The following is a 26939-nucleotide window of genomic DNA, read 5'->3' as shown; positions in this document are numbered from 1 at the left end:
GGCTCCAACCTTGATATTCGGAACAGGGAGGTCGAGGCGCGCGTGATTGCTGATCCGTCGCTATCAGGAAATCCGGGACTGCTGTCGGCCGCGGAAACCGCGCCGGCCGATTGGGATCGCCTTGCGCGCTATCTGGAAGCCCACGGCATGAATGTCGATCTGGCGCAGCCGATCCGGCAGTTCGCCGGTGGCCTCGCCAATCGCAACTATCTCCTGATCGTCAACGGCGCACCGACTGTCCTGCGCCGTCCGCCCGACGGCGATCTGCCGCCGGGCGCCCACGACATGGCGCGCGAGCATCGCATCCTGTCGCGCCTTGCCGATGCGCTCCCGTTCATCGCGAGGGGGCTGCATTATTGCAGCGACCGCAGCGTCATCGGCGTTCCCTTCCAACTGATCGAGTATCGGGCAGGGCTCGTCATCCGCGGCGCAGATCTGTCGCCGCTGCAAGGACGCGACGATGCACCCGGGATTCTTTCGGAGATGATGGTTGCAACATTGGCCGCGTTGCACGGGGTCGATGCGCGCGCGGTCGGACTCGAGGATCTTGGCCGCCCCGAGGGGTTCATCGCCCGCGCGATTGCCGGCTGGTCGAAACGCGGCGCGCTGGTTGCCGAGGACGGCGCGTTGCGAGGTCTGCTGCAGGACATTTCGCAGTGGCTGTCCCGGCAGACATTCCGCGAGCGGGCGTCGACGCTGCTGCACTGCGATTTCAAGCTCGACAATCTGATCCTGAATCCGCAGACGCTTTCGCCGGTCGCGCTAGTCGATTGGGACATGGGCACGCGGGGCGATCCGCTGTTCGATCTGGCGACGCTCTTGAGCTACTGGGCGCAGCCGGATGATCCGCCGGCGTTGCAGCGCCTGCAACAGATGCCGACGACTCATGCTGGATTCTGGCGGCGTGCCGAGGTTGCGCGGCGCTATGCCGACCTGACCGGGCTGGATATCGATGACCTGCCGGCGATGCGCGTGCTCGCGCTGTTCAAGCTCGGGATCGTATTCTTGCAACTGCACCGGCAATGGGTCAACGGCGCGGTGAAGGACAGTCGCTATGCCGACTTCGCCCGTCTTGGCGAAGACATTCTCCTGGTCGCGCGCGACGCAGCGACCGGAACTGAGCGAGGAAACTGACGATGCATCAACTCGACATGAACTTTTCGCTGCCGCCGCGCGTGTCCGAATTGGCCGATCGCGTCAAAGCCTTCGTCAAGGACACGGTGGTCCCGTTCGAGAAGGACAAGCGCTGGACCTCCCATGGGCCGACCGACGAGCTACGGCGCGAGCTCAACGCGCTCGCGCGCAAGACCGGCGTACTCGCGCCACATGCGCCGGCGGAATATGGCGGCCAGCATCTGTCGCATATCGGCCGCGCCGCCGTGTTCACCGCCGCCGGCTATTCCATGCTCGGTCCCGTGGCGCTGCATTGCGCCGCGCCTGATGAGGGCAACATCCATCTCCTCGATGTCGTGGCGCGGCCGGACCAGCGCGAGCGCTATTTGAAGCCGCTCGCGACCGGAGATATCCGCTCCTGCTTCTGCATGACGGAGCCCGCTCCCGGCGCGGGCTCCGATCCCGGCCAGTTGCAGACCACGGCGCGGCGCGACGGCAATGACTGGGTCATCGACGGCGAGAAATGGCTGATCACCGGCGCCGAAGGCGCGGCCTTTGCGATCATCATGGCGAAGACGAGCGGCGCAGGAATGGAGGGGGCCGCGACCATGTTCCTCGCCGACATGTCCGACCCCGCGATCACGATCGAGCGCACGCTCGACACTATCGATTCCAGCTTTGTCGGCGGGCATGCGGTGGTCCGCTTCAATGGACTTCGCGTGCCGTCCGACGCCGTGCTCGGCGAGATCGGACAGGGCTTTCGCCACGCCCAGGTTCGCCTCGCGCCGGCGCGGCTCACGCACTGCATGCGCTGGCTCGGCGCAGCGATCCGCGCCCAGGAGATCGCGACCGAGTACGCGCGGCGTCGCAAGGCGTTCAGCAAGCCGCTCGGCGAGCACGAGGGCGTCTCCTTCATGCTGGCCGACAACGCGATGGATATCCACCAGGCGCAACTGACGATCTGGCATACGGCCTGGCTGCTCGACAAAGGCGAGCGGGCCTCGACCGAGAGCTCGATGGCCAAGGTGATCTGCTCGGAAGCGATCGCGCGCGTCGCGGACCGTTCGCTGCAGATCCTCGGCGGGCTCGGCACCACCCGCGACACGGTGGTCGAGCGGTTCTATCGCGACGTCCGCGCCTTCCGCATCTATGACGGCCCGTCCGAAGTGCACCGCTGGGCGATCGGACGGCGGATCGTGACTCACGGCGCGAGATAGGCGGCGGTAAGAGCGCGCCGCAGAAACAGAACAACAAGCGCAAAACGCGCGAGCAGGAGGAAACGATGCGAGATGTCTGGTCACCGCCCAAAGAGCCTGCGGTCGAAGGCTATGAAAGCCTGTGCGCCAATTTCCGCTGGCAGGTGCCGGAGACCTTCAACTTCGGCACTGACATCATCGACCGCCGCGCCCGCGAGCAGGATGGGCCGGCGCTGATCTGGGAGAATGCCGCGGGCGAGACGCGACGCTACAGCTATTCCGATCTGTCATTGCTATCGAACCGGCTCGCGAATGTGTTGCGGGCGAACGGCGTCGAAAAGGGTGACCGCGTCATCATCATGCTGCCGCGGCTACCCGAATGGTTCGTCGCGCTGATTGCGGCGATGAAGATCGGCGCGGTGCCGATCCCGTGCATCGAGATGCTGACGGCGCGCGATATCGAATATCGCGTCGCCAATGCCGAGGCCAAGGCGGCGATCTGCCGTCCCGAGCAGACCGGCAAATTCGCATCCGTGGAGGAGCTCATCCCGGTGCGGATCGCGCTCGGCCAGACGTCAGGCTGGCTCGATTGGAACAGCGAAATGGCGCGCGCCTCCGAGACGATCGAGCCGGCGATCGTCCGGGCCGAAGATCCCGCGATCATGTATTATACGTCAGGCTCGACCGGCCACCCGAAGGCCGTCGTCCATGCGGCGCGCGCGATCTATGCGTGGCGGGTCTCCGCGATCTACTGGCTCGATCTGCGTCCCGGCGAGGTGATCTGGTGCACGGCAGACACCGGCTGGAGCAAGGCGGGGACCAGCATCATCTTCGGGCCGCTGAGCTGCGGCGCCTGCTCGTTTTTCTTCGACGGCCCGTTCGTGCCGAAGGACCGGCTCGCACTGCTGCGCAAGCACCAGGTCACCGTCTACTGCGCGCCCGGCACGGAGTTGTCGCGGGTCGTCGGCGAAGTCCGCGCGCGCGATGATCTCGGCCGGCTGCGCCGCGTCGTCACTGCGGGCGAAGCCATGAACCCCGTCGTCGCCGAGCGCTGGGAAGCGGCGACCGGCATCCGCATCGATGAAGCCTATGGGCAGACCGAAGCCCTGATGGTCGCGCTGAACTATCCAACCGAGCCGGTCCGTTACGGCTCGATGGGGCGCCCATCGCCGGGCTCCGACCTTGATGTGATCGACGCCAAGGGCAACCGCTTGCCGCCGGGGCAGGAGGGCGACCTCGCACTGAAAGTGCCACACCCGCAATTGATGCTCGGCTACTGGAAGGATGCGGAGCGCACTGCGGCGTGCTTTGTCGACGGTCCCGACGGGCGCTGGTTTCTGACCAGCGATCGCGCGGAGAAGGATGCCGACGGCTATCTCTGGTATCGCGGGCGCTCGGACGATGTCATCAATTCAGCCGGATACCGCATCGGCCCGATCGAGGTCGAGAACGCGCTGGCCGAGCATCCGGCGGTGCAGATGTGTGCGGTGGTCGGCAGCCCCGATGCCGAGCGTGGGGAGATCGTGAAGGCGTTCGTCGTGCTGCGGCAAGGCCATGCGCCGTCGCCGGAGCTGACGCGCGAATTGCAGGACCACGTCAAGTCGGTCACCGCGCCTTACAAATATCCGCGCGCGATCGCGTATATCGCCGAGCTTCCGCTGACGATCACCGGCAAGATCCGTCGCCGCGAATTGCGCGACCGCGAGTTCGCGCGAGGCGTCGCCTGATGTCTGTAGCGGATCTCAGCAACAACGCCCAGGAGCGCAACGAGCCGGTCTACCGGGTGGTGGTGCGCAGCATCGAGGCCAAGATCATGTCGGGCGAGTGGGCCGTCGGCGACCGGGTGCCGGCGGAGATCGCGCTGGCGGCAAGCTTTGGTGTCCACCGCTCGACGGTCCGGGAAGCGATCCGGGTGCTGGAGCAGAACGGCCTCGTCCGCCGTCACGATGGCGGCAAATTGCTCTATGTCACCGCGCCGCGCGAGGCCGACATTTCCGAGAAGGTGACGGCCGCGATCGTACTGCAGGAGATCAGCTTCTTCGAACTCTGGGAAAGCATGCGCTGTTTCGAGCCGGTGCTGGCCGAATGCGCCGCGATGCGGATCGACGAGAACCTGCTGGCCGCGCTGCGGGTCAATGTCGACAGGACCAAGGCCGCGCTCGAGGACAAGCAGAGCCTCGTCGCGCTCGACATCGAGTTTCACCAGATCATCGCGCGAGCCTCGCGCAATCGTGCCCTGCAGCTCAGCCGCGAGCCGATGAGCCAGCTATTCTATCCGGCCTTCTTGCGAGTGTTCTCCCGCCTGAATGCCGGCGAACGCCTGGTGTTCGCCCATGAGAAGATCCTGCAGGCGCTCTCGATGCGTAATCCCGCCGAGGCGCGCTCCTGGATGGACAAGCACATCGTCGATTTCCGCCGCGGCTATGAGCTCGCCAATTTCGATATCGAGGCGCCGGTAGGCTGGTCGCAACGGTCAGCGTAGATCCGCCGTCTCAAAAGCGGAAGCGCAGCCCGGCTGTGGGCGCGACGTTGCTGTGCTGGAAAAAGCCAGACGCCAGGCCGCCATTGACCTGCGTGAACATCACGCCGAAATAGGCATCCCATTTCGGCGCAAATCTCCAATCGACCGCGGCCGAGATTGCGTCGAACGTGCCGGCGCATTGCGCGTGCGCGCTGGAGGAGCAGAAGGAGGCGCCTCCGGCGGCGGTGCCGAAGAAGGAATTCTGGATGTAGTGATAATAGGCGGCGATCACATCGAGATCGTCGTTCACGGAGTATTTCATGCCGGCCCACATGACCTGAAAGGTCTTGTTGCCGAGCCCGTTCACGCCGAACGCCGCATTATTGATGTTCGTGCCGTTGAAGGCATCGCAGCCCTGGCAAAGGAAGTTTCCGGCGATGTCGGTGAAGGCGGCCTGCGGATTGCTCGGCGGCTCGTATCGGATGTATTCGTAACCGGCGTACAGCTTCAGCGACTTGGTCGTGTATCTCGCCACGAACATCGCGGCGGTGTTGTCGGAGATCGTCGCCGTCAGCGTCTGCGGCAGGAACGGGGCGATCGGCGTCCCGAACGCGTTGTTGGCTCCCGGTGCAAGCGCGAGCGACACGGAATCCTTGACATGGCTGTAGATCGCATCGACCGAGAGCACGTCATTGCCGCGGATCGGAATGTCGCCGCCGAGCTGGAATTGATAGGCGCCATTGGACGCATTGTTCTCGTCATAGCCGCCGAACTGCCACAGCGCCGCCGCCCGGAAATGGTTGAAGTTGTACCGGTACTTCACCGACGTCGAGTGTCTGCAATTTTCGGTGTTGCCGCCGCCGCAGGTGATTCCCTGGAAGCCGATCGCCGAGAAACCGTAGGAGGCGCCGAACGGATCGTAATCGAACACGGCGTCCAGCGTCAGCGAGTTCTGTCGGAAGAGGGTCAGCGTGCCATAGGTGGGGGAGCTGACGCCGACGTAACCCTGACCGTTGTACCACTGACCCGCTCGGCTTGAATCCGAATAGGCGGTTTGCAGGTTTTGCGGCAGGCCGGCATTCGCGGCGATAGCTCCGGGTCCATTCGAGAATCGCAGCGAATAGGGGTCGAAGCCGGCATCGAGGTCAAAGACGAAAGAAAAGTCCTCGCCGATTGGCCTGGTTCCCTTGATGCCAATGGTCGAATTGCTCAAGGCATTGGGTGCGAGCGTCCATGTCGCCAAGCGGTTCTGTTTCTGGACCAGGTAGGACGCTGCGACTGCAGATCGCGGATCAAACGAGGCACCGTGGCTTTGCCAGCCGAAGCCGGTGTCAATGATGCCGAAGACCGTGATGCCTTCCCAGGTGAGCTGGCAGTTGGTCGTGACGAAGTCCGACGGGTCGGTGCAGGGGCGCGGCGTCGTGGACGCTGCCGGCGGCGCCTTGGTCGGCGCGACGTCGGCCGCCCTTGTCTCCGATCCGCCGACAATCGCAAGAAGGACTGCCGTGCAAATCCCGAGCTTTGCCATCGGAAAGCTCCCCGGCGACCGGCCCCACGGCGCCTGGCCAAGCTTGGCTTGCTGGCCCATCGTGCAGCAAGCAACATTCAACAGGTTATGCAGCGCCCAGCCAAAAAAGTTCGTTCCAGTAGCGGCGGGGCCACACAGCGCTACCAGCGGAGGCCTGCGGACCTGATCCCTTCCTCCGCCATCACATTTTGGTGCGACACGGCGATCTGGCCATCGAGAGAGCATCGATTGAGCGCTGCCATACGTTCATACCGTTGGCTTTCCCGATGCGGATGCTATTGATCCGGGTCAAACGGGACAAAGGCGCGAACAGTGAATCTTGCAGGGATAACAATGGCCCGGCTCGCCGGGGTCGTCGCGTTGGGCAGCGCCATGTTCGGCGCGCTGACCGCCGCCGAGGCCCAGCAGGCCGCGGGACCTCCCGCGGTCGGTATCATCGAGGCGGTCAAGCGGCCCGTGACGCAATCCAACGAGTTTCTGGGGCGGATCGAGGCCACCAACCGGGTCAACGTGGTCGCCCGCGTCACCGCCTTCCTGGAAAAGCGGAACTTCGTCGAAGGCGCCGAGGTCAAGACCGGCGATATGCTCTACGAGCTCGAGCGCGGCCCGTTCGAGGCGGACCTTGAGTCCAAGAAGGCGCAAGTCGCGCAATTGCAGGCCACCCTCGTCAACGCCAAGCTGACGACCGGCCGCGCCAAGGCCCTGCTCGGCGGCCCGGCCGGCCAGCAGTCCACCTATGATGCCGCGCTCGCCAACGAGCAGAGCCTGGAAGCACAGGTCCAGGCGGCCCAGGCGCAGGTCGATCTCTCAAAGATCAATCTGGACTACACCCAGATCCGCTCGCCGATCGACGGCAAGATCGGCCGCACGGCCGTGACCGAGGGCAACGTCGTCAGCCCGAGTTCAGGCGTGCTCACGACCATCGTGAGCCAGGACCCGATGTATGTGACCTTCCCGGTGTCGGTGCGCGAAGGCCTCGTGCTGCGAGACCGTTACGCGACGCTGGGCGGGTTCAAGGCGGTGGTGATCAGGATCCGTCTGCCCGACGGCAAGCTCTATGACCAGGTCGGCGAGCTCAACTTCGTCAACAACACGATCGCGCAGAACACCGATACCATCACGCTGCGCGGCATTATCCCCAATCCCATACTGCCTCGTCTGTCGTCGGCGGACAACGTCACGGTGCGTCAGCTCACCGACAACGAGTTCGTCACCGTCCTGCTCGAGGGCGCGCAGCCGGTCGACGTGGTGGCGATCCCGCGCTCGGCCGTGCTGTCGGATCAGCAGGGCGACTATGTCTTCGTGCTCGGGGCCGACAACAAGGCGGAGCAGCGGCGGATCGTCCTTGGACAGTCGACCGCGACCATCGCTTCGGTGACCTCTGGGCTTTCGGTCGGAGAGAAGGTGATCGCTGAAGGGATGCAGCGGGTGCGGCCCGGCCAGCCGGTGGCGCCGGCACCGGCGAGCGCGCTAATCCAGTCGAGCCTGAAGGAAACGGCGGAAAACACTGGCTCGCCCCGGAGCAGCGGCGCGATCGGTCCGAAGCCTGCGGGCACCAGCCCATGATTTCCGCCATCTTCGTCGATCGTCCGCGGCTTGCCATCGTCATCGCGCTGGTCATCACCATCGCGGGCGCGCTGGCGCTATTGCAAATTCCGGTGGCGCAGTTTCCGGACATCGTGCCGCCACAGGTCACCGTAACCGCCAATTTCCCGGGCGCCTCCGCCGAAGTGGTGGAATCGAGCGTCGCGCAGCCGCTCGAAGCCCAGGTCGTCGGCGTCGACAAGATGCTCTACATGAAGTCGACCAGCGGCAATGACGGCAGCTACACGCTGACCGTCTCGTTCGCGCTCGGCACCAATCCTGATATCAACACCGTCAACGTCAACAACCGCGTCCAGAGCGCGCTCGCGCAACTGCCGACCGAGGTGCAGGCGCAAGGCCTGGTCGTGCAGAAGAAATCCTCGGCCGTGCTGCAGTTCATCGTGCTGTACAGCAAGAGCGGCCAGCAGGATCCGCTGTTCATCACCAACTACGCGATCATCAACGTGCTCGATGCGATCTCGCGCACGCCGGGCGTCGGCCAGGCCTCGCTGTTCGCGAAGCTGAACTACTCGATGCGGATCTGGTTCGATACGCAGCGGCTCACCAGCCTCAATCTGGCGCCCTCGGATGTGATCGCGGCGATCCGGGCGCAGAGCGTGCAGGCGCCGGTCGGCCGCATCGGCGCCCGTCCGATCGCCGAGGACCAGCAGTTCCAGTTCAACGTGCAGACGCAAGGGCGGCTCACGACGGCGGCCCAGTTCGGCAATATCGTGCTGCGCGCCAATCCGGACGGCTCGGTGCTCCGGGTCAGCGACGTCGCCCGGGTCGAGATCGGCGCCCAGAACATGGACAGCGAGTCCCGGATCGACGGCCAGCCCGGCGTACCGATCGGCATCTATCTTGCGCCGGGCGCCAATGCGGTGACCACCGCCGCCGCGGTGCAGTCGACGCTCACCAGATTGTCGGAACGGTTTCCCCCGGGCCTGACCTATCTGGTGCAGTACGACTCCACGACCTTCGTCTCCGACACCATCAAGGAAGTGCTGAAGACGCTCGGCGAAGCCTTCGTGCTGGTCGTGATCGTCGTGTTCCTGTTCCTCGGCAATTTGCGCGCCACGGTGATCCCGGCGGTCGCGGTGCCGGTCAGCCTGATCGGCACCTTTGCGGTTCTCCTGATCCTCGGCTATTCCGCCAACACCGTGTCGCTGCTTGCGATGGTGCTTGCCATCGGCATCGTGGTCGACGACGCCATCGTCGTGGTCGAGAACGTCGAACGCGTCATGGAGAGCGAGCCCGAGCTGTCGCCGGCGGAGGCCACCAAAAAGGCGATGACGCAGATCACCGCGCCGATCATCGCGATTTCGCTGGTGCTGTTGTCGGTGTTCGTGCCGATCGCGTTCATCCCCGGCATCTCCGGAACTCTGTTTCGCCAGTTCGCGGTGACGATCAGCGCGGCGATGGTGATTTCGGCGCTGAACGCGCTGACGCTGTCGCCGGCACTCTGCGCCGTGTTCCTGCGGCATACCGGGCCGCGCCGCGGCATCATGGGGCGCGTGCTCGGCGGCATCGATTGGGTGCGCGACCGTTATGCCGGCATGGTGCGGCGGCTGCTGCGGGTGGCGATATTGTCGCTGGTCGCGGTGCTGGTGTTTGCCGGCGGCGTTCTCGGCGTGTCGCGAATAACTCCGACGGGCTTCCTGCCCGAGGAGGATCAGGGCGCCTTCTTCATCTCGGTGCAATTGCCTGACGGTGCGTCGGTGTCGCGCACCAGCGAGGTGACCAAGCAGGTCGAGGCGCTCTTGAAGAACATGCCGCAGGTCGAGCACGTGCTCTCGATCATCGGCTTCTCGCTGCTCGACGGCGCGAGCGAGCCGAACTCGGCCTTCATGGTGGCGCGCATGAAACCGTTCGCCGATCGGCAGGCCGCGGCGGATTCGGTGCAGGCGACGATCCGGCGGATGTTCGGGGAGGGCGCGCAGATCCGGCAGGCCAATATTCTGCCGTTCAACCTGCCGCCGATCATCGGGCTTTCGACCTCCGGCGGCTTCGAATATCAGCTCGATGCGCTGGAGGGGCAGGATCCGGCCGCGCTCGGCAGCACGATGACCGGCCTGATCAATGCGGCCAACCGCGATCCGCGGCTGGCGCGCGTGTTCTCGACCTTCACCGCGACCAATCCGTCGATCTATCTCGACATCGACCGCGCCAAGGCGCAGGCGCTCGGGCTGAACATGGCCGACGTGTTCACCGCGCTCCAGGCGACGCTGGGCGGCATCTACGTCAACAACTTCAACCTGTTCGGCCGCACCTGGCAGGTCAATGTGGAGGGCGAGGCCGCCAATCGCGGCGACATCTCCGACATCTGGCAGATCTATGTCCGCAACAGCGGCGGCGAGATGGTGCCGATGCGCTCCATCGCGAGCGTGAGGATCGTCACCGGACCGCAGGTCATCACCCGCTACAACAACTACCGCTCGGTCACCATCAACGGCAGTCCGGCGCCGGGCGTCTCGTCAGGCACCGCGATCGCCGCGATGGAGGAGATTTCGCGGGCGACGCTGCCGGCCGGCTATTCCTACGAATGGACCGGCACCGCCTATCAGGAGCAAGCGGCCTCGGGGCAGACCGGCATCATCCTCGCGCTTGCGGTGCTGTTCGCCTATCTGTTCCTGGTTGCGCTCTACGAGAGCTGGACCATTCCGATCCCGGTCCTGCTGGCGGTCACGGTCGGTGTGCTCGGCTCGTACATCGCGATCAAGGTCGCAGGCCTGAACCTCGACCTCTACGGCCAGATCGGCCTCGTGGTGCTGATCGCGCTCGCCGCCAAGAACGGCATTCTGATCGTCGAGTTTGCCAAGGAGCAGCGCGAGGGCGGATTGCCGATCGCGCAGGCCGCCGAGCTCGGCGCCCAGATGCGGTTCCGCGCGGTCATGATGACCTCGATCGCCTTCATCCTCGGCCTGGTGCCGCTGGTGGTCGCGACCGGTGCCGCCGAGATCAGCCGCAGGGCGGTCGGCACGGCGGTGTTCGGCGGCATGCTCGCCGCAAGCTCGATCGGCATTTTCCTGGTGCCGATGCTCTACGTCACCTTCCAGCGCTGGCGCGAAGAGGCGAAACGCCGTTTCGGCAAACCGGCTGAAACACCGCATGCGCCGCCCGCGGAGTAGAGTGGTGGGTGAATTGGCCGAATCCCGATATCCCGCCGTGCAAGTTCCGGAGCACCTCTGATGATCAACGCCCGTCGTTCGCTCACCCAGATCTTTCTGTTGCCGGCGATCATCGCGGTGATCGTCGCTTTCGGCCTTGTGTCCGCCTTGCTCGGCGATGGCATCTGGGACACGACCTCATGGATCGCGCTCGCAATCCCGCTCGCCGTCACCGCGTTCTTTGCCTGCAAGAGACGCCCCGCGGATTTGTAGGGGCGGACTACCTACTGGCTGTCCGCCCGCCACGCCCACCACTGTCATTCCGGGGCGCGACGAAGTCGCGAGCCCGGAATCCATTTCTCCGCTGGGTATGTGGCTCAATGGATTCCGGGCTCGATGCTAACGCATCGCCCCGGAATGACTGAGGTTGGCCACGCAGTGGCGTCAGGAGCGACACGAGCCATGGCTCCGCCGACGTGGGCGATAAAAACCTCGCATTCGGGCGACGGCAACGTGCGCACTGCGTCGACGATCACTTTGATCGCGGTGTCCGGAAGATCGGCGAAATCGTGGCACTTCCAGTAGTTGCGCACGCCAGGCGTCAACAGAGGATCGAACGCCGAGATGCGTGTGGGCGATGATAGCCGGCGCGAAGCTCTGCCGGTGAAGCAGGCTCCGCGCCGGTGCCGTCATTCCACTGAAGCGTGCTACGCCGTGACGCTTTCCTGCGCGGGCGTCTTTGCGGGCTTGACGATCGTCGTCGGGGTTCTGAGCCATGCCTCTTCGGTAACGGCGATCATGGAAGGCTGATCGATGATACCGATCGAGTCCCATGTGAACATCGCATAGCCGAGCTTTGTACCGTCGACACCGGCCGGCACGGTGACCTGAAGCTGCTGTGCGAGCCAGTTGAGCGAGCCGTATCCGCAAAGGCTGACGCAATGGTCCTCGTTGGTGTCCTTGTTGAATCCAAGGGCAAACCATCCGGTCTTGCCGTTCGTTGAGTTCCATGCGGTCTGGATTTGGGTTGCGGCAACGCCAATCTTGACCGGACCTGTCGCAATTGCGCTGTTTAACGTGGAGGGATTCGTCCAGTCGACCGAATAGATCTGGCCGTCATCATAGATGTGCCGGTTCTGATGGAAGCCGTTTTCCTGCATCCAAAGCATCACCTGATGCAGATAGGCCCCCTCCAGCACCCCATGTTTCGTCGCCCATCGTATCACTTCGTTGTCCGAAATGAAGATTTCCGGATTATGACACGCCTTCGCGAACGCTTCTTCGGCAGTGACGCAATCGCCGTGATCGAAATTGCCCCAAGAGGACAGCCTATGAGGGATCGTGATGAAATGGGGAGGTGCCGCTGCAAGGCCAACGACACTATGTGGAGTGGCGGCTGCCAAAACGCTCCTCGGCGTGGGAGTCGCTCCGCGTTTGGGATATCTACCTTGTCCGCTTCCTCCAAGCTGAATTGCCATGGTAGTCTCCGTTTGCTGAAATGAACTTCGATTATTTCCGCTTAGGCTCCATTGCTTCGTCCTTCGGTCCACGCTGAGCATCCTCGTGCCGCTGCTGGTCCAGCGAAGAGTCTGTCTCCTTGCCTTCCTGATCGTCGGCTGTGTCGGATGCGTCAGGGTTGTACTTTGGTGCTTTGTCGCGCACCTCTTTCGGCGTAGGGAAAGCACCCCGCTTCGGAGTGGGAGGTTTGCTGTTCATGTCTTACCCCTTTCCTGGGGAAGCCCTCCGGCGACCGTCGCATCCCATTCTATCAATGGTTGATGCAGCCCGATCAAAACATGATCGCGCTGGTTGCGTTGTGAGCTCGTTCACAGCCACAACGTTTTTATTGGATGCGACGCTTTCCGCAGCTTTGTCGGCGCGGGGGAATATCACCTAGGCAAGCTTTAGGCTCTCGGCGTCTGCTTGAAATCGCCGTTCCTGTGCTGTCAGCTGCGTCCGGCCATCGGCCTCGTCGAGCTTTGAGCTTTTCCGCTTCGGGGCGAATAGCGGTTGTCATCCACGTAGGAGTTCGAGAGCCTCTTCCACGCACACTTCCAAATTGCGATGTGCTGTGTCGATAACAAGACGATCCCGATTCCACTTGTCGTAGGTGCGGATGGTGACCGCATCCCAGTCGGGCAACGCCAGTCCCACAATGTCGCTTGATCTTGTTTCAATTCTCCGACGGTGCTCGAAGGAATCGCTACACACGACTTCGAGCCATTTAACTTCGGCTCCGGTACGTTGCGCTGCCGTCTCCCAACCGTCCCGTGCCTCCTGACAATCGTTTACACAGTCCGCGATTACGTCCAAGCCGAGAGCTAAATTGTCGGCGGCGATTGCTTGGGCTGCTCGGTAGCTCCAGTCAAAGAGATCGCTCGGCGCTGTACCCGATGCCCAGATCGCCTGATCCATTGAGTCGATTCGTAGCCAAATGGCTCCGCAGCGCCGCGCCAGATACTGCGCAATGCTTGACTTGCCGACCCCAGGCAAGCCCGCCAGCGCGATAAGCCTCGCCATTGCACCCTCGACTTTTACCAATCAGTACACGCGATCCCAAGGTCGCTCAACTTCGACCCTTTCCATGTGGACCGCGAACGTGTCCAATGAGTCACGGGCGGAAGCGAGCCTTCGTTCCGAGCTGTGCCAGGTGCCGGCTCCATTGGCCTGGCGCGAGCCCGGCGATGCCCATATGAAAGCGCGCCGGACGATTGACAGCGCACCTATGAGCCGCCGCCGGGCCGTCAACGCGCTGCGTGGTAGACGTCACGCAGAATTTTCGTCTCAAGCTCCAGATCCTCGAGTCGATCTTTGACGACATCGCCGATGCTGATGATGCCGGCCAGCTTGCCAGCGCGCAGTACCGGCATGTGGCGCACGCGATGGTGCGTCATCAGTTTCATCACGCGATTGACACTCTCGTCTGGAGACACGGTGGTCACACCGCATTGCATGATTTCTTTGACCAGCATCGACCCGGCTGTCTGGCCATAGCGAGAAAATGCATGAACGATTTCACGTTCGGAAATCAGGCCGAGAACAGAGTCCTCACTTGTCACCACGAGAGCGCCAATATTCTTTGCGCGGAGCCAGTCTGCCGCCCTCTTGATGCTGGCGTCCGGAGCTATTGTCGTAACCTCGGTGCCCTTCCGCCTCAGAATGCTTTCGATGGTCATAGTTTCCTCCCATCGTGCGGCCTAGCCGCCTATTTCATCCCGCCCCCGCAACAGGGGCCACGTACCATGGCATCCATTCTCCTCGATTGGGAGCAGCAGCGTATCATATTGGCAGCAAGCAGTCAGCGAGTATCGCGGCCGCGGTGTAACGACGGCAGAGGCCGTCGGTTGGAGGGATGGACCTCGAACAGGCGGGGCGGCCTCGGACGCGCTCGCCGAAATTGGTCACTCTTCGCCGTTTGTCTTCGTATTGCGCTCAGCCGAGTTCTTGGGCGAGTCCGATCAGAAGCCCTTCAGGCCCACGGATGTAGCAGAGCCGATACGCGTCTTTATACTGGACTACGTCGCCTACGAGCTGCGCGCCGCGCGTGCGGAGCCTTTCAAGCGTCTCGTCGATGTCGTCCACGGCGAACATGACGCGGAGGTAGCCTAGGGCATTGACCGGGGCGTTCCGGTGATCTGCGACGACAGGCGGCGTGAGGAAGCGGGAGAGCTCGAGCCGGCTGTGGCCGTCCGGTGTGCGCATCATGGCAATCTCGACACGCTGATCGCCCAGTCCGGTGACACGTCCGGCCCATTCTCCTTCGATCGTGGCACGCCCTTCGAGCTCGAGGCCGAGTTCGCGAAAGAAATCAATCGTCCCTCCGAGGTCTTCGACGACGATTCCTACGTTGTCCATCCGCTTGAGCGCCATGTGTCCAATCTCCAAGGTGTCGCCGAGTCCAACAACGGACGCTTGAGGTGCCCCCAACACCGGCGGCCGTCTGGGTCCGATTCATGCTGTCCACATCAGAAGCTTGAATCATGGACCGCCTCAAACCGCCACCCCGTTTTTAACGCCGACAATTCGGCCGCGTGGCCGACATACCACTCTTCCAGCTGACGCCGGTCGGCCTCGAGATGGAGCTGGAGCGCAAGCGCGTTCTGCCGATAGGCGGAGGCCTGGTTCTCGTAATTGGCGTTTGAAGCGAGCCTCACAGCTTGCTGCGGAAGATCGAAAGTGTCGCCGTGCCAGTGCAGCACGGTCGGCCCTTTCCCGAGGCGGCGCAGGCAGGACGAGGCGCTTTCGCCCGTGAGGTCGATGGTTCCCCAGCCGATCTCCTTGGCATGGCCGGCGAATACGCGGCTGCCGAGCGCGCGTGCCATGAGCTGGGCACCGAGGTAGATCCCGAGCGTCGGCAGGTCCTGCTGCAGCCGGTGCTCGAGCAGTGCAATTTCGGCCAGCGAACGGCCGGCGCGGCCTCAGCGATCAGAGTGCATGCGTTCCAGGAAATCCTTCACGCCACTGACCTTGCCGGTTTCGGAGGCAACGTAGCCGGGAAGGGCGTCGATGGCCTTGTGGAAAGCGCCGCTCTTCATGATCTCGAGCAGGCGCCGCATCGGCTCTGACTCGAGGAACGCCTTCTTGCAGACGAAGAAATAATCTTCCGTCAGTAGCCGGATGAAATCGAGCCCGAATTGGCGGGCGGCCGCTTCGACGCCGAAGCTCGCATCCGCCATGCCGCTGGCGACATAGGCGGCAACGGCGGCATGGGTGAATTCCATCTGCTGTGCGCCATTGATCCTGCTCTCGGCAATCCGGTGCAGTGCCAGCAGCTGGTCGAAAAGCTGCCTTGTGCCCGAATCGTGATCGCGGTTGACGAAGCGCGCCTTGCGATCGACCAGATCCTTCAGTGAGCTGATCTTGAGCGGATTGCCGCGCTTGACCATCAGGCCCATTTCGCGCGTGACGAAACTGATCACGCGGTCCTCGCGCGGATCGAGCCAGTCGCGGCACGCCTTGATGCCCTGCGCGCGCAATTCGCCGCGTGGCAGGTGCACGCCGGAGAGGTCGCAGGCGCCCTGCGCCAGCGACACCAGCGAGTTTTGGTTGCTGACATAGCGGAGGTCGACGCCCATGCCGGGCTCGCGGTCGAGGAATTCACGCAGCTTTGACACCGCAAAACCGTGGCTCGCATGAACGCGGATCACCGAGGGACGCTGGTGCAGGAACGGCTTGATCTCCGTGACCAGCTCCTGCGCGAGGTTTTCGAGTTGCGGGCCAAGGCGAGCCTGCATGCGCTCGCCGGCCCAGACCAGCTTCTCGCCGAACGGCGTCAGCTTCGAGCCCTTGCCGCGCTGGGTCTCCACCAGCGGCACGCCGAAGAACTCCGACCATTGGTCGATCAGGTTCCAGACGTGGCGATAGGACAGGTGCGCGTCAGTGGCCGCGCTGGAGATTTTCCCGGTTTTGCGGATCTCGTTGAGGATGCCGAGGATCACCACAGCCGTCTGCGGGCTGCCTTCGCGGTGAAATCGCCAGATGGTTTCAATCTCGATGTGCAGCATCGTCGAAGCTTTTCATTATGAAATGAACTTCATATTTTCGCGAGCCATAGGCAGAACATATCATATTTACTGTGGGGCCTCTTCTCCTAGGTTTGGTATACCAACCAGGAGGAAATATGATGTCAATTGCATATGAATATGCGCAGGAGGCCCTCGGCCGTTCCGCCGCCCCGGAAGAGTTGCTGCTGATCGACGGCGCCCGCGTCCCGGCCATCTCCGGACGCACATTCAAGTCCCTCAACCCCGCGACCGAGGACGTGATCGCGACGATCGCGGAAGGCGGAGCGGCGGACGTCGATCGCGCTGTCGCTGCCGCGCGCCGCGCTTTTGAGGGACCATGGCGCACCATGGGCGCCGCCGAACGTGGGCACATCCTTCTGAAATGGGCAGAGCTCTTGAAGCAGCATGCCGACGAGATCATCGAGCTCGAGAGCCTCGATGCCGGCAAGCCGATCGCGGCGGTGCTGCGGCAGGACTTTCCGGCCGCGATCGACACGCTGACCTATTACGCCGGCTGGGCCGACAAGATCGGCGGCGATGTCGTGAGCACCCGCGACGATGCGCTGACCTACACGGTCCGCGAGCCGGTCGGCGTGGTCGCCGCGATCGTGCCCTGGAATTTTCCGCTGATGATCGGCATGTGGAAGCTCGCGCCGGCACTGGCGTGCGGCTGCACAATCGTGATGAAGCCGGCCGAGCTGACCTCGCTGTCAGCGCTCCGGATCGGCGAGCTCGCGCTTGAAGCCGGCCTGCCGCGCGGCGTGCTCAACATCGTCACCGGCCCCGGCCGCATCGCCGGCGAGGCGCTGGTCAATCACCCTGACGTCGACAAGGTCACGTTCACCGGCTCGCCCGGTGTGGGTCGCGGAATCATGCGCGGCGCAGCCGGCAATTTCAAACGCGTGTCGCTGGAGCTCGGTGGCAAGTCGGCCAACGTCATCTTCGAGGACGCGAACCTCGATGCCGCGGCGAAGGCTGCGGCCGCCGGCATCTTCTTCAACGCCGGGCAGGTCTGCTCGGCCGGCTCGCGCGTCCTTGTACAGGAGAGCGTCTATGACGAGGTGGTCGAACGCTTGGCCGCACGCGCAAGCGCGCTCCGCATCGGCGATCCCCAGGACCGCGCCACGGCGCTCGGACCGGTGATTTCGGACAAGCAGATGAAGACCATTCTCGACTATGTCGACATCGGCAAGAACGAGGGCGCGTTGCTTGTGACCGGTGGCGAGCGCGTCGGCGATCGCGGCTATTTCATCAGCCCGGCTGTGTTCGCCAATGTGAAGCACGAGATGCGGATCTCGCAGGAGGAGATCTTTGGGCCCGTCGTCAGCGTGATCAAGTTCAAGGACGAGGCCGATGCGCTTCGGATCGCCAACGGCACCGCCTACAGCCTCGCCGCCGGTGTCTGGAGCAGCGACATCGGCCGCGTGCAGCGCTTCGCCAAGCGCGCGCGGGCCGGCACGGTGTGGATCAACACCTATGGCTACACCGATGTGCGGTTGCCCTGGGGCGGCGAGCGCGATTCAGGCCTCGGCCGCGAGCACGGCACCGCCGCGATCGACAATTTCACCGAGCCAAAGGCGGTCTGGATGAACCTCAACGTCTGACGGCGACATGCATGCGCGCGCCACAAACTCCGCTGTCGTCCCGGGCTTGACCCGGGACCCATAACCACAGGACTTGATGAGATGCGTGGCTGTAACTGCTTGCTCGCGCCACAACATCTTCCTGTGGTTATGGGTCCCTGCTTTCGCAGGAACGACAGGGCGTATTGCCGCGACATCGCCTCACCAATCGTCTAGGGTTGGTCTCTCCCGATGAGCGAGGCGATCATGCGCACGAAAAAATTCGGCCCAAATGGCCCCAATGTCTCCGTGATCGGGCAGGGCACCTGGTATCTCGACCGCGGCGACCGCAAGGCGGCGGTGGCGGCGCTGCGCCGTGGCATCGAGCTTGGCATGACCCATATCGACACTGCGGAGATGTATGGCGACGCAGAGCTCGTGATCGCGGATGCGATTCAAGGCCGGCGCGACGAATTGTTCCTGGTCTCGAAAGTCCTGCCCAGCAACGCCTCGCGCCGCGGCACCATCACTGCCTGCGAGCGCTCGCTGAAGCGGCTGAAGACCGACCACCTCGACTGCTATCTGTTGCACTGGCGCGGATCCTATCCGCTGGAAGACACCGTCGCAGCGTTCGAGGAACTGGTCGCCTCCGGGAAAATACGGTCCTGGGGCGTCAGCAATTTCGACGCTGATGATCTCGGCGAGATCCTGGAAGTTTCGGGTAAGGGCAGGATCGCCTGCAACCAGGTGCTCTATCATTTGCAGGAGCGCGCGATCGAGCATGCTGTGATCCCGTGGTGCGAGAAACATGGCGTCGCCGTGGTCGCCTACTCGCCGTTCGGCCACAATGATTTTCCTTCGCCACGGAGCAAGGGCGGGGAGGTGCTGCAGGAGGTCGCGAAGGCGCACAACGCCACGCCAGGTCGCGCTGGCTTTTCTCACCCGCGCGGCGTCCGTGTTCTCGATCCCGAAAGCGTCGAGCGCGGAGCACGCCGCTGAGAATGCGGCGGCCGGCGATCTCGTGCTCAGCGCCAGCGAGATCGAAGCTTTAGACAAGGCTTTTCCGCGCGGTCCCAAGCCGCGAAGTTTGCCGATGCTCTAGCGATAGCGAACACGATTCTTAACAAAGTGTTGCAACCTTCGTGGCGTGCGGCCGCGCACATTCGCGCATATCGGAGTCCTGTTTTCAGGCCTTGTCGCGCGCCGCCATTTGGCGTTTTTTGAGGCTCGCAGATTCGCTTATTTGTGCCTCCGAGATTGCCGTGACACCGCCCCCCGCCGCAGCCGCCAGGCTGGACAGCGCACCTTTGCCATTGCCTGCAAAGAAATCTTCGCCTGCGAAGAAATCCGTCTCCCGCAAAGCCCCCGCGCGCGCCGATCGGCCGTTCAAGGGCATCGCGCTGATCCTGCTGTCGACGATTTTTCTCGGCACGTCCGACGTCACCTCGAAATATCTGTCGGCGACGCTGCCATCGATCGAGATCACCTGGATGCGCTTCTTGGTGTTCGCGCTGATCATGTCGCCTGCGATGCTGCCGGGCTCGCCGCTGTTTGCGCTGCGAACCGGCCGGGTCGGCTTGCAGTTCCTCCGCGGCGCGACGCTGCTCGGCTCGTCGCTGTTCTTCATCTCCGGCTTGGCCTTCCTCCCGATCGCGGAAGCCTCCGCCACCGGCTTCGTGGCGCCACTGTACGTCACGGCGCTGTCGATCGTTTTCCTGGGCGAGAAGGTCGGCCTGCGGCGCTGGATCGCGACCGCGCTCGGCCTCATCGGCGTCCTCATCATCCTGCGGCCCGGCACCAGCGCGTTCCACGTCGCCGCCTTCTTCCCGCTGTTGTCGGCCTTCTGCTGGGCGTCGACCTTGATCATGACGCGCATGATCAGCGGCCGCGATGCCGCCATCACCACCATGACCTATTCCGCCATCGTGGGCTTCGCGATCATGACCGTCATGGTGCCGTTCGCGTGGGTCACGCCGACCTGGCACGACATTCTTCTCGGCATCCTGGTCGGCGTGGCCTCGACCGCCGGCCAGTGGATCGTGGTGCTGGCTTTCCGCTATGCGGATGCCTCGGTGCTGGCGCCGTTCTCCTACACGCAATTGCTGTGGGTCAGCCTGCTCGGCTTCTTCATCTTCGGCGAGGTGCCGAGCATCTGGACCGTGATCGGCGCCGCCTTCATCGTCGCGTCCGGCCTCTACACCGCCCACCGCGAGCGAATCCGTCGCTCGCAGCTCCTGACCGTGCCCGGCGAGCCTTCGCCGAACGCCTGACTTCGTGCGCGGAGTGAGACGTATCGCCGCGCAATCGTTGCGACCGCGCCACAGTGGCGCCGCGAAAACTGAGCGATCAGCGGCATTCGGCCGGATTCTTGCCACCGGTCGGGAAACCGCATGCTACCTGAGTTCCAGGGAAGCGCCGCAGGGCGCAGGGGGAATGAGGGGGCGTTGGCGTGTGGTTTCGGTTGCCTGCCGGTCTCGGCGCGCACATGGCTGCCGTGGCGGCGATCCTGGCTGGCCTGTGTCTGTCGACCGTAGCGGCGCATGCGCAATGCCTGCCCGATCCGGCGACCAGCGGCCAGGCCGTCACCTGCAGCGGGTTCCTCCCGGATGGCTTCGAGGCCGGCGCCGGCGTCAACAATCTCACCGTCACCGTGCAGTCGGGGGCAATCCTCAACGACAACGGCACGGCGGCGGTCGGTCTCAACGACTCCAACACCGTCATCAATAAGGGCACGCTGAATCCGGATCCCTCGCGGACTGGCCTGAGCGCCGGCAACTCGAACACCGTCACCAACAACGGGATCATCTCCGCCATCTCGAACGGAATCGCGATCTCGGTCGGCGACGGCAACGTCGTCACCAACAGCGGCGCGCTCTCTGCGGGAACACAGGGCACCGGCATCTTCGCGGGTCGGAACAACACGATCATAAACGCCGCGACGGGCTCCATCACGATCGGTGACGAGGGCAGCGCCATCTTCGTCGCGGGCAACAGCACGGTGACCAATGCCGGCACCATCACAATGGGTGTTTCGCTCTCGCCCTTCGGAGCCATTAGCGCGATAAACGACAACAACACGCTCATCAATGCCGCAGGCGCCAGCATTGCAGTCGGCGACGGTGCTGCGGCCATGTCCGTGCAGGGCAACAATGCCGTGATCAGCAACGCCGGCTCCATCACGCTGCGCCAAGCCGGCATCGGCCTCGCCGTGCAAGGCGATGATGCGAGGGTCACGAACAGCGGATCGATCACCGGCGCGGACGGCGCCGTCGGCATCTACGGTGTGGGCGACCGCCCCGCGATCACCAACAGCGGCGCGATCCACGTCGGCATGTTGGGCTACGGCATCGTCTTGTTCCCCAACTCTCTCAGCGCGTCCGGCACGATCACCAACACAGGCAGCATTGTCGGCGGCGACAGCGCGGTTGGCATCTTCGCGGTCGGCGATTCCGTCACCGTCACAAACGCGGGCACAATCACCGTCGGAAACGGCGCGCCGGCCGCCGGCATCAACGTCTCGACTGCCGGACCTGCCGGCACCAACCAGGTCATCAACACCGGGACCATCAATGTCGGCAGCGACGCCGTCGGCATCGTGGTCAACGGTGGCGGCTCTGTCTTCAACTCGGGCACCATCAACGCCGCCGCCGGTTTCGCTGCGATCGAATTCTGCGGCTGCGCCCCCGGCTCCGCCAGTGTGCTGACGCTTGGCCCGGGTAGCGTCATCCACGGCCTGGTGCTTGCCAACGGCAGCGACACCTTCCAGCTCGGCGGCACCGGCACAGGCACGTTCGACCTCAGCCTGATCGGACCCGGCAATCAGTATGATGGCTTCTCGACCTTCAACAAGGTCGACAGCTCGAAATGGACCGTGACCGGCACCGGTGCCCAGGATTGGAACGTGCTCGGCGGCACGCTCGCGGTCGATGGCGTCATCAACGGCAGCGTGGCGGTCAGCGCCGGCGGCGTGCTCTCGGGCATTGGCACGGTCGGCAACACCGTGATCGCAAGCGGCGGCGCGTTCATGCCGGGCAATGCGGTGCCAGGCGCCTCCACCACGGTTGCCGGCAATCTCGCGCTGCAGTCCGGCGCGCTCTATCTGGTGCAGCTTAGTTCTACCGCATCCTCCTTCGCCCACGTGACCGGCACCGCAACGCTCGGCAGCTCCGTCGCCGCCAGCCTCTCGCCCGGCAGCTCGATCTCGAAGCGGCCCTATACGATCCTGACCGCGGATGGCGGCCTTGGCGGGACGACATTCAGTGGCCTCAGCGTGTCCGGTCTGCCCGGCGCACTCACGGCCGCGCTAAGCTATGACGCGACCAATGCCTACCTGACGTTCGGCCTCGACTTCGGCGCCAAATCCAATCTCACCATCAATCAGCACAACGTCGCCAACGCGCTGACCAACTTCTTCAATGCCAATGGCAGCATTCCCTTGCCGTTCGCGTCGCTGACGCCGGCCGGCTTGACGCAAGCCTCCGGCGAGGTGGCGACGGGATCGCAGCAGGCGACCTTCAACGCGATGAACCTGTTCCTGGGATTGCTGACCGATCCGTTCATCGCCGGCCGCGACGGCGGCTCCGGTGACGGCGCGGGCGCAACGCCCTTTGCCGATGTGGACGGCGCCAACGCCTACGCCTCGACCCGCACGGCGCGCAGCAAGCGCGAACGCGATGCCTATGCTGCCGTCTATCGCAAAGCGCCTGCCGCGCCGCCGGGCTTCGATCCGCGCTGGCGCGTGTGGGCCGCAGGCTTTGGCGGTTCGCAGACCACGGACGGCAACGCCGTGCTCGGCTCGAACAACGCCAGCAGCAGCGTCTATGGCACTGCCGTCGGTTTCGACTATCGCGTCTCGCCGTCGCTGCTCGCAGGTTTTGCGCTTGCCGGTGGCGGCACCAATTTCAGCGTCAACGGCCTCGGCTGGGGCCGCTCCGACCTGTTCCAGGCCGGCGCATTCGCGCGCACTACCACAGGCCCGGCCTATCTCTCCGCCGCATTCGCCTATGGCTGGCAGGATGTCACCACGGACCGCTTCGTCACCGTCGCAGGTGTCGACCATCTCCGCGCGGAGTTCAACGCCAACACCTATTCCGGCCGGCTCGAGGGTGGCTATCGCTACGCCACGCCGTGGCTGGGCCTCACGCCCTACGCCGCGGCGCAGGCGACGACCTTCGAGCTGCCGAACTACGCCGAGGCCGTGGTCTCCGGCGCCAACGCCTTTGCACTGAACTACAGCGCCAAGAGCGTCACCGACACGCGTACCGAGCTCGGCCTGCGCGCGGACAAGTCGTTCGCCGTCGAGGACGGAATAGTGACGCTGCGCGGCCGCGCCGCCTGGGCGCATGACTTCAATCCGGACCGCGCCGCGAGCGCCGTGTTCCAAACGCTGCCGGGCGCAGCCTTCGTCGTCAACGGCGCGGCGCAGGCGCCCGATTCCGCGCTCACCACGGCGTCGCTGGAGATGAAGTGGCTGAACGGCTGGTCCGCGGCCGGCACCTTCGAAGGCGAATTCTCCGGCATCAGCCAATCCTATGCCGGCAAGGGCGTCGTGCGCTTTTCCTGGTAGCCGTCTACTTGCCTCGCCCCGCTTGCGGGGAGAGGCCGGATCGCATCGACAGATGCGGTCCGGGTGAGGGGCTGTCTCCGCGGATTGGTCTCTTACCGTCTGCGCGGAGGCACCCTCACCCCAACCCTCTCCCCGTAAGAACGGGGAGAGGGAGAAGAGTCGTAGGGTGGGCAAAGCGCAGCGTGCCCACCATCCACGATCGGTGCAAGAAAGGTGGGCACGCTGCGCTTTGCCCACCCTACAATGTCTTCCGTCAGAACGCCGCCGGGACGTACATCTCCGGCGGGACCGGACCGCGATGATAGTCAGGATTGCGGACGCGTGGCGGCAGCACGACCGGGATGTGCTGCACCGATTGATACGGAATCTGGCTGAGCAGATGCGAGATGCAGTTCAGCCGGGCGCGCTTCTTGTCGACGGCATCGACGATCCACCAGGGCGAGTCGGGCAGGTGGGTGTGCTCCAGCATCGTCTCCTTGGCCTTGGTGTACTGCTCCCACCGCGACCGTGCCTCGACGTCCATCGGGCTCAGCTTCCACTGCTTTAGCGGATCCTGGATCCGCATCGTGAAGCGGAATTGCTGCTCGTCATCGGTGATCGAGAACCAGTATTTGATCAGGATGGTGCCGGAGCGGATCAGCATGCGCTCGAACTCCGGCACCGACTTGAAGAATTCCTGGTATTGCTCGTCGGTGCAGAAGCCCATCACGCGCTCGACGCCGGCGCGGTTGTACCAGCTCCGGTCGAACAGCACGATCTCGCCGCCGGCGGGCAGATGCGCGACATAGCGCTGGAAGTACCATTGGGTCCGCTCCCGCTCGCTTGGCGCCGGCAGCGCCGCGACGCGGCAGATACGCGGGTTGAGGCGCTGGGTGATGCGCTTGATGACGCCGCCCTTGCCGGCGGAGTCACGTCCTTCGAACAGGATCACGACCTTCTTCTTCTCGTGCTGCACCCAGTCCTGCAGCTTCACGAGCTCGCCCTGCAGCCGTAGCAATTCCCGGAAATAGAGCTTGCGATCGAGCACAGGCAGCCCGGCCCGCGCGACATCGTCGAGATCGTCCAGCCGCGTATCGTCGAGTTCGAGCTCGAGTTCCTCGTCAAGATTGTCGGCGATTTCCTGGTTGATGCGCTCGCGCAGGGCGGCTTCGTCGATCGGAGTGGATGTGGTCATGGAGTGCTGTCTCTCGGCTGCTCACAGTCGGGATGTGGAGTGCCGGAATTGACGCTGCTTCTGTGACATCGGGATGACGAGCGTCTCTACACTGGCGTCGCAGGCGTGCTAAGAAGCGCCGCTAACAACGAAAAGGGATGGGAGATAGCCCGATGATCACGCTGACTGCCAAAGACATCCTGCCGGAGGACGGCACCAACGGCACGCTGGTCGGGCGCGTCTGGTTGCCGCGGCGCGACGGACCGGCCGTGGTCGCCGTGCGCAGCGACGGTGTGTTCGATGTGACCGCGCGCTTTCCGACTGTCAGCGCATTGTGCGAGGAGAGCGATCCGGCCGCTGCGCTGCGCGCCTTCAAGGGCGAGCCCGTCGGCGACCTCGACAGCATCGTGGCCAACGCGCCGCCGGACCGCCGCGATCGGCAAAAGCCGTGGCTGCTCGCGCCGCTCGATCTGCAAGTGTTGAAGGCCGCGGGCGTCACCTTCGCCATTTCGATGCTGGAGCGCGTGATCGAGGAGCGAGCGCGCGGCAATCCCGCTTCTGCCGAGGCCATCCGCAAAGAGGTGGTGCGGCTGGTCGGCGACGATCTCTCCAAGCTCAAGCCCGGATCGGAGGAGGCGATGCGGCTGAAGCAGGTGCTGATCGAGCAGCAGGCCTGGAGCCAGTATCTGGAAGTCGGCATCGGCCCCGATGCGGAGGTGTTCACCAAGGCGCCGGTGTTGTCCTCGGTCGGCACCGGCATGGATGCCGGCCTGCATCCGAAATCGACCTGGAACAATCCGGAGCCGGAGGTTGTGCTTATCGTCTCGAGCCGCGGCAACATCGTCGGCGCCACGCTCGGCAACGACGTCAACCTGCGCGACTTTGAGGGCCGCTCGGCGCTGCTATTGTCCAAGGCCAAGGACAACAATGCCTCCTGCGCGGTCGGCCCGCTGCTCCGCCTGTTCGATGCCAGCTTTTCGCTCGACCATGTCCGCAACATGGATGTCGGCCTGACCGTGAACGGAGCGGATGGTTTCGTCCTCGATGGCCACTCGTCGATCAGCAAGATCAGCCGCGATCCGACCGACCTCGTGGCGCAGACCATCGGACCGGTCCATCAATATCCCGACGGCTTTGCGCTGTTCCTCGGCACCATGTTCGCGCCCGTAAAGGACCGCGATACGCCGGGCCAGGGCTTTACCCACAAGCGCGACGACATCGTCACGATCGCGGCCCCCGAGCTCGGCAAGCTCGTCAACCGCATGCGCTCAAGCGACGAATGCGAACCCTGGACGTTTGGGATATCGGCCCTGATGAAGAGCCTCGCAGTCCGTGGTTCGTAGGGTGGGTTAGCGAAGCGTAACCCCACCGCTTCTCGAGCCTCAAATTCCGCCGTCATTCCGGGGCGTGCGAAGCACGAACCCGGAATCCATCGAGCCGTAGACGCAAGCGGAGAAATGGATTCCGGGCTCATCGCTTCGCGATGCCCCGGAATGACAAGCATGGATTTGGCACGCGACCCGCGACAAATCAACCCGACGGGCAAATCATCAAAAGTCTGTCCAGCCCTCGCGCGAAAAACATTCCGCTTCCGTCGTCGGGCAAATCAGTGATTTAACTCCGCGCGTCTCACGGCGGATGAGGGGCGGCTCGCGATCGTCACGAACGTTGCGGTGAGATGCGGTGGACGCAGGTGTTGCGATAGGCGAACGCGACATCAGCGGACGGCGAAGTCGTGTGGTCCTGGCGCCCCGACGCTGGCGCTAAGCTTCTTGCGAAGTGACGGTGGCAAAAAAGCCCGGTCACCGGGGAGAGCACGAAGGAAACCGTAACACCATCGCGCAGGGAAAGCCGGAATGCTTCGGTTGAACCTGTGGTCCTACCCCCGTGCTTTTTGTTGCACGGGACCCATGGGTGCAACCGGCACCCGGCTTTCCCTGCGCCCTCTGCTGATTGAGAGGGCGGAAACTGAAGCAAAGCTCGGGCACGTCGTGCTGCGAGAACGCGAACTCACATCCTCACGCTATTTGAAATTCGAATCCGAACCCATCCCCGTCATTGCGAGCGCAGCGAAGCAATCCATAGTGCCGCTTGCGGAGAAATGGATTGCGTCGCTGCGCTCGCAATGACGGTGGAAAGAGCGGTGGCTCGCGCCACAACACCTC

Annotated in this window: 20 protein-coding genes and 2 pseudogenes; 13 read left to right on the top strand and 9 right to left on the bottom strand. The window is 63.9% G+C overall.

What is annotated here, in order from left to right:
- Positions 1 to 42 precede the first annotated feature (42 nt).
- The 4 genes from AC5ZG5_RS03990 to AC5ZG5_RS03975 all read left to right on the top strand — a co-directional run bounded on the left by AC5ZG5_RS03990 (position 43) and on the right by AC5ZG5_RS03975 (position 4791).
- On the top strand, positions 43 to 1134 hold the full coding sequence (locus tag AC5ZG5_RS03990) for a phosphotransferase family protein (protein WP_456641097.1): 1092 nt from the start codon (positions 43 to 45) through the stop codon (positions 1132 to 1134).
- Positions 1135 to 1136: 2 nt separating this feature from the next.
- On the top strand, positions 1137 to 2330 hold the full coding sequence (locus AC5ZG5_RS03985; RefSeq protein WP_456641096.1) for an acyl-CoA dehydrogenase family protein: 1194 nt from the start codon (positions 1137 to 1139) through the stop codon (positions 2328 to 2330).
- 65 nt (positions 2331 to 2395) lie between these two features.
- Positions 2396 to 4036 (top strand): acetate--CoA ligase, encoded by a 1641-nt coding sequence (locus AC5ZG5_RS03980; RefSeq protein WP_456641095.1) that lies wholly within the window; start codon positions 2396 to 2398, stop codon positions 4034 to 4036.
- Positions 4036 to 4791, top strand: coding sequence for a FadR/GntR family transcriptional regulator (locus AC5ZG5_RS03975; RefSeq protein ID WP_456641094.1), 756 nt, complete (start codon positions 4036 to 4038; stop codon positions 4789 to 4791). The genes AC5ZG5_RS03980 and AC5ZG5_RS03975 overlap by 1 nt, the downstream gene beginning before the upstream one ends.
- A gap of 10 nt (positions 4792 to 4801) precedes the next feature.
- On the opposite strand, the gene AC5ZG5_RS03970 is transcribed toward AC5ZG5_RS03975, so the two are convergent.
- Positions 4802 to 6298 (bottom strand): porin, encoded by a 1497-nt coding sequence (locus AC5ZG5_RS03970; RefSeq protein ID WP_456641093.1) that lies wholly within the window; start codon positions 6296 to 6298, stop codon positions 4802 to 4804.
- Positions 6299 to 6631: 333 nt separating this feature from the next.
- Between AC5ZG5_RS03970 and AC5ZG5_RS03965 the strand changes: the two genes are divergently transcribed.
- Genes AC5ZG5_RS03965 through AC5ZG5_RS03955 form a run of 3 tightly spaced genes read left to right on the top strand, consistent with a single transcriptional unit; the run spans position 6632 to position 11262 of the window.
- A complete protein-coding gene (locus tag AC5ZG5_RS03965; protein WP_456641092.1) occupies positions 6632 to 7864 on the top strand; it encodes an efflux RND transporter periplasmic adaptor subunit in 1233 nt (410 codons plus the stop codon).
- The gene (locus tag AC5ZG5_RS03960; protein WP_456641091.1) at positions 7861 to 11010 is read left to right on the top strand and encodes an efflux RND transporter permease subunit; all 3150 of its coding nucleotides are present in this window, start codon (positions 7861 to 7863) and stop codon (positions 11008 to 11010) included. Before AC5ZG5_RS03965 ends, AC5ZG5_RS03960 begins: the two co-directional genes overlap by 4 nt.
- A gap of 60 nt (positions 11011 to 11070) precedes the next feature.
- Entirely contained in the window at positions 11071 to 11262 is a 192-nt protein-coding gene (locus AC5ZG5_RS03955) for a hypothetical protein (RefSeq protein WP_028162088.1), read from the top strand.
- A gap of 155 nt (positions 11263 to 11417) precedes the next feature.
- Here AC5ZG5_RS03955 and AC5ZG5_RS03950 read toward each other — a convergent pair.
- The 7 genes and pseudogenes from AC5ZG5_RS03950 to AC5ZG5_RS03920 form a co-directional block, all read right to left on the bottom strand.
- Positions 11418 to 11609 (bottom strand): annotated as a pseudogene (locus AC5ZG5_RS03950) (FAD-linked oxidase); the annotation flags it as partial.
- 87 nt (positions 11610 to 11696) lie between these two features.
- On the bottom strand, positions 11697 to 12539 hold the full coding sequence (locus AC5ZG5_RS03945) for a hypothetical protein (RefSeq protein WP_456641090.1): 843 nt from the start codon (positions 12537 to 12539) through the stop codon (positions 11697 to 11699).
- Positions 12540 to 13002: 463 nt separating this feature from the next.
- The gene (locus tag AC5ZG5_RS03940; protein WP_456641089.1) at positions 13003 to 13509 is read right to left on the bottom strand and encodes a P-loop nucleotide/nucleoside kinase family protein; all 507 of its coding nucleotides are present in this window, start codon (positions 13507 to 13509) and stop codon (positions 13003 to 13005) included.
- Positions 13510 to 13733: 224 nt separating this feature from the next.
- Positions 13734 to 14165 (bottom strand): CBS domain-containing protein, encoded by a 432-nt coding sequence (locus tag AC5ZG5_RS03935; RefSeq protein ID WP_208819746.1) that lies wholly within the window; start codon positions 14163 to 14165, stop codon positions 13734 to 13736.
- A gap of 256 nt (positions 14166 to 14421) precedes the next feature.
- Positions 14422 to 14859 (bottom strand): VOC family protein, encoded by a 438-nt coding sequence (locus tag AC5ZG5_RS03930; protein ID WP_456641088.1) that lies wholly within the window; start codon positions 14857 to 14859, stop codon positions 14422 to 14424.
- 95 nt (positions 14860 to 14954) lie between these two features.
- Entirely contained in the window at positions 14955 to 15374 is a 420-nt protein-coding gene (locus tag AC5ZG5_RS03925) for a glutamine amidotransferase-related protein (RefSeq protein WP_456641316.1), read from the bottom strand.
- A gap of 33 nt (positions 15375 to 15407) precedes the next feature.
- Positions 15408 to 16493 carry a substrate-binding domain-containing protein gene (locus tag AC5ZG5_RS03920; protein ID WP_130228860.1) on the bottom strand — a complete coding sequence of 362 codons (1086 nt, stop codon included), beginning with the start codon at positions 16491 to 16493 and terminating at the stop codon, positions 15408 to 15410.
- 119 nt (positions 16494 to 16612) lie between these two features.
- On the opposite strand from AC5ZG5_RS03920, the gene AC5ZG5_RS03915 reads away from it, so the two are divergent.
- The 4 genes and pseudogenes from AC5ZG5_RS03915 to AC5ZG5_RS03900 all read left to right on the top strand — a co-directional run bounded on the left by AC5ZG5_RS03915 (position 16613) and on the right by AC5ZG5_RS03900 (position 23621).
- Complete coding sequence (locus AC5ZG5_RS03915) at positions 16613 to 18097, top strand: aldehyde dehydrogenase family protein (RefSeq protein ID WP_456641087.1); 1485 nt, start codon at positions 16613 to 16615, stop codon at positions 18095 to 18097.
- Between the two features lie 225 nt (positions 18098 to 18322).
- Positions 18323 to 19157 (top strand): annotated as a pseudogene (locus tag AC5ZG5_RS03910) (aldo/keto reductase).
- A gap of 211 nt (positions 19158 to 19368) precedes the next feature.
- Complete coding sequence (locus AC5ZG5_RS03905; protein ID WP_456641315.1) at positions 19369 to 20325, top strand: DMT family transporter; 957 nt, start codon at positions 19369 to 19371, stop codon at positions 20323 to 20325.
- A 215-nt stretch (positions 20326 to 20540) separates the two neighbouring features.
- Positions 20541 to 23621, top strand: coding sequence for an autotransporter outer membrane beta-barrel domain-containing protein (locus tag AC5ZG5_RS03900; protein ID WP_456641314.1), 3081 nt, complete (start codon positions 20541 to 20543; stop codon positions 23619 to 23621).
- Positions 23622 to 23874: 253 nt separating this feature from the next.
- Here the strand turns inward: AC5ZG5_RS03900 and ppk2 are convergent, their stop codons facing one another.
- Entirely contained in the window at positions 23875 to 24795 is a 921-nt protein-coding gene (gene ppk2 / locus AC5ZG5_RS03895) for a polyphosphate kinase 2 (RefSeq protein WP_130228856.1), read from the bottom strand.
- Positions 24796 to 24947: 152 nt separating this feature from the next.
- On the opposite strand from ppk2, the gene AC5ZG5_RS03890 reads away from it, so the two are divergent.
- Complete coding sequence (locus AC5ZG5_RS03890; protein ID WP_130228855.1) at positions 24948 to 26117, top strand: fumarylacetoacetate hydrolase family protein; 1170 nt, start codon at positions 24948 to 24950, stop codon at positions 26115 to 26117.
- 567 nt (positions 26118 to 26684) lie between these two features.
- Positions 26685 to 26903 (top strand): hypothetical protein, encoded by a 219-nt coding sequence (locus AC5ZG5_RS03885; protein ID WP_456641086.1) that lies wholly within the window; start codon positions 26685 to 26687, stop codon positions 26901 to 26903.
- Positions 26904 to 26939: the final 36 nt, after the last annotated feature.

Source organism: Bradyrhizobium sp. Ses1 (assembly GCF_059512365.1).
This window is presented reverse-complemented; position numbering and strand designations above follow the sequence as displayed.